1 protein-coding gene, 2 tRNA genes and 1 pseudogene are annotated in these 2,916 nt (G+C 41.7%); 2 read left to right on the top strand and 2 right to left on the bottom strand.

The window, feature by feature from the left end; translation table 11 throughout:
• Positions 1-122: pseudogene (locus tag AC52RT_RS08150) on the top strand (RNA-binding protein S1); the annotation flags it as partial.
• 552 nt (positions 123-674) lie between these two features.
• On the opposite strand, the gene AC52RT_RS08145 reads toward AC52RT_RS08150, so the two are convergent.
• Together AC52RT_RS08145 and AC52RT_RS08140 are read right to left on the bottom strand one after the other, a co-directional pair.
• Positions 675-746: transfer RNA gene (locus AC52RT_RS08145), tRNA-Glu, on the bottom strand.
• Positions 747-754: 8 nt separating this feature from the next.
• Positions 755-828: transfer RNA gene (locus tag AC52RT_RS08140), tRNA-Met, on the bottom strand.
• Positions 829-1,155: 327 nt separating this feature from the next.
• Between AC52RT_RS08140 and spoIIE the strand changes: the two genes are divergently transcribed.
• A partial coding sequence (gene spoIIE, locus AC52RT_RS08135; RefSeq protein ID WP_495540280.1) for a stage II sporulation protein E occupies positions 1,156-2,916 on the top strand: 1,761 nt, incomplete at its 3' end.

Here is a 2,916-nt window from a genome sequence, read left to right as displayed (position 1 = left end):
AGCCAAAAGAAAACTTCGAGCAGAAAATGACTCGATTTCTGAAGGATAGTGAAGACCGCTTAACTTCTCTCAAACGAAGCACCGAAACAAAGCGCGGTGGCAGAGGAGGAAGACGCGGCTAGCTTGCTGCTGAAAATGGCTAAAAACCTCTCGTATATGTAATGCAGGCCCAGTGAATGTGCTTGCTTTTTATTTTGGAAAAAAAATATACCCCAATGGGTATTTTATTAGCTGAAGACTGGATTATAGCCCTCTAGGACGAGATAAATCACATTTATGAGCCATTTTTACAACAAAATAGTTAATATAACCCAATATACCTGAAACAAAATAAAAAGAAGGTCTCGTCCATTGGTGAGAAGATCTTCTTTTTGAAAGGAAACAAAAAAAGCGTCTTGGAATCTAACCAAGACGCTTTCGCTTTTCAGATTGTCTAGCTGCAGCGTCTAGATCCCTGTGCAAAAGATGATTGCCCCTAAAAGGCAAAAAGCGCCTTTAGGTTCAATCCCTATTTGCTTCGGGATCTGACCAAGACGCCTTCGCTTTTCATATGTCTAGCTGCAGCACCCAGCTCACTGTGGAAAAGACGAGAGTCCTCAAAAGGCAAACAACGCCTTTTGGTCCTCCCCCTATTTCCTTCGTGAGCTAAACGGCTGCTTCCGCTTTTCATGTTATGACCCCTACGGGATTCGAACCCGTGTTACCGCCGTGAAAGGGCGGTGTCTTAACCGCTTGACCAAGGGGCCAAGAAAAATAGCGGCAGAGGGGATCGAACCCCCGACCTCACGGGTATGAACCGTACGCTCTAGCCAGCTGAGCTACGCCGCCATATGCTTGAAGCACAAGTTATATCTTACATACAATTAGTCGTAATGTCAACAAAAAATCCTGATTTTTGTCGGAATTTAAGTAGAGGTAATTTATTCTAATTTTAAACCACGATAATAGGCTAAAAAATCCCTTTAAAACGGGTCTCTTGCTCCTTTATTTCTAGTTACGCCAAACGTTTTGTTCAAATTCTGTATAGATATGAATGTTTGCCATGAAACACGTCGAACATTTTTTATAAAGATTATAAAATTCTGACAAATTCTTAATTGGGTTCTCTCTATAATGATGAGCATGGACTACAAAAAAGATGGGAGTGTTCCATAGATGGCCAGAGTTGAAAGGAATTTAGTCGAACCGATTGTCAATGCTCGTCTTCAGGGGGGACGAGCTGCCGGCGTTAATTGGATCCCTGCCATACAGATGAAACTGGAGGATATCTTTTTTAAACGAGGATTGTTTTTGGCATTGATTGGGTTTCTGTTAGGAAGAGCGTTAATCCTGTCACAGCTGTCTCCGTTTGGTTTACCTTTTTTCGCAGCTGTGTTCCTTATGCGTCGTGAACATGCGCCATTGGCATTGCTGGGTCTTTTGGTTGGAGCTTTTACAAATTCCATTGTTAGTGGGGTAACATTATTTGCTGCCGCCTTTATCTTATTACTTTTAAATAAAATCAAGACTCCTGCTATTGAGTCTCAATTTAAAACAATGGCAGTTTATGTGTTGTTGTCTCTTGGTCTCGCAGATCTAGCTAGACAATACATTATGTTTCGCAGTGTAAATATATACAGTGGCATGATGATTGCGGTAGAAGCTGGTCTTGCCTTAATCCTCACGCTGATCTTTATTCAGTGTATTCCCTTAATGACAGTTCGAATTAAGACTCAAGCGCTTAAAACGGAGGAAATTGTCAGTGTGATTATTCTTTTAGCATCCGTCATGACAGGTACGATTGGTTGGGTAGCGTATGGGTTATCAATCGAGCATATACTGTCTCGTTATCTAGTTTTACTCTTTGGATTAGCGGGAGGAGCAGCGATCGGTTCAACCGTTGGGGTGGTTACTGGGTTGATTTTCAGTTTAGCAAGTGTCACTAGTATGTACCAAATGAGCCTATTGGCTTTCTCAGGGTTATTGGGCGGCTTATTAAAAGAGGGGAAAAAGATTGGAGTTTCGATTGGTTTACTTATTGCAACGTTATTAATGGGTCTATATGGAGAGGGCACCAATAATATTATGATTACGGTGTATGAATCCTTTGTAGCGATCCTTTTATTTGCACTAACACCAACCGCATTATTAGGGAGGATTGCTAAGCATATTCCAGGAACGACTGAGCATACCAATGAGCAGCAGCAATATATGAGGAAAGTCAGAGATGTAACTGCACAGCGGGTTTCGCAGTTTTCACATGTATTCGGAGCTCTTTCTGAGAGCTTTTCACATATAGATGAAAGCAGTAAAGCGGAGGAGGATGAAAAAGAACTCGATTATTTCCTGAGCAATGTTACCGAAAAAACCTGTCAAATGTGTTTTAAAAAAGAACAGTGCTGGACAAGCAATTTTCATACAACTTATGACAGCATGCAGGAAATTATGCATGAATTAAATGACAATGACAGTCAGTTATCTTCGCATACCACTAAGGAATGGGGGAAATATTGTACACGCAGTCCGCAAGTGATCGCTGCTATTTCTCAAGAGTTAAATTTCTTTCAAGCTAATCAACGCTTAAAACGTCAGGTTCATGAAAGCAGGAAGTTGGTTGCTGACCAGTTAAGAGGAGTTTCTGCTGTAATGGAGGATTTCGCAAAAGAAATAAGACGAGAGCGGCAGAATCATCACCAACAGGAAGAGGTCATTCTCGAGGCGTTGGATAACTTCGGATTACAAATTGGCAATATTGATATTTATAGTCTTGAACAAGGCGGCGTGGATATAGAGATGAGTATCCCGGACTGTCAGGGAAGGGGAGAGTGTGAAAAGCTAATCGCCCCGATGTTATCCGATATCCTTGGCGAGACGATCATAGTACATTCTGAACAATGTACGACTTTCCCGGGAGGACAATGTGTGGTGGTGCTGCGA

Source organism: Peribacillus sp., from assembly GCF_059453735.1.
The sequence above is the reverse complement of the archived record's forward strand: the minus strand, read 5'-3'. Positions and strand labels throughout refer to the sequence as shown.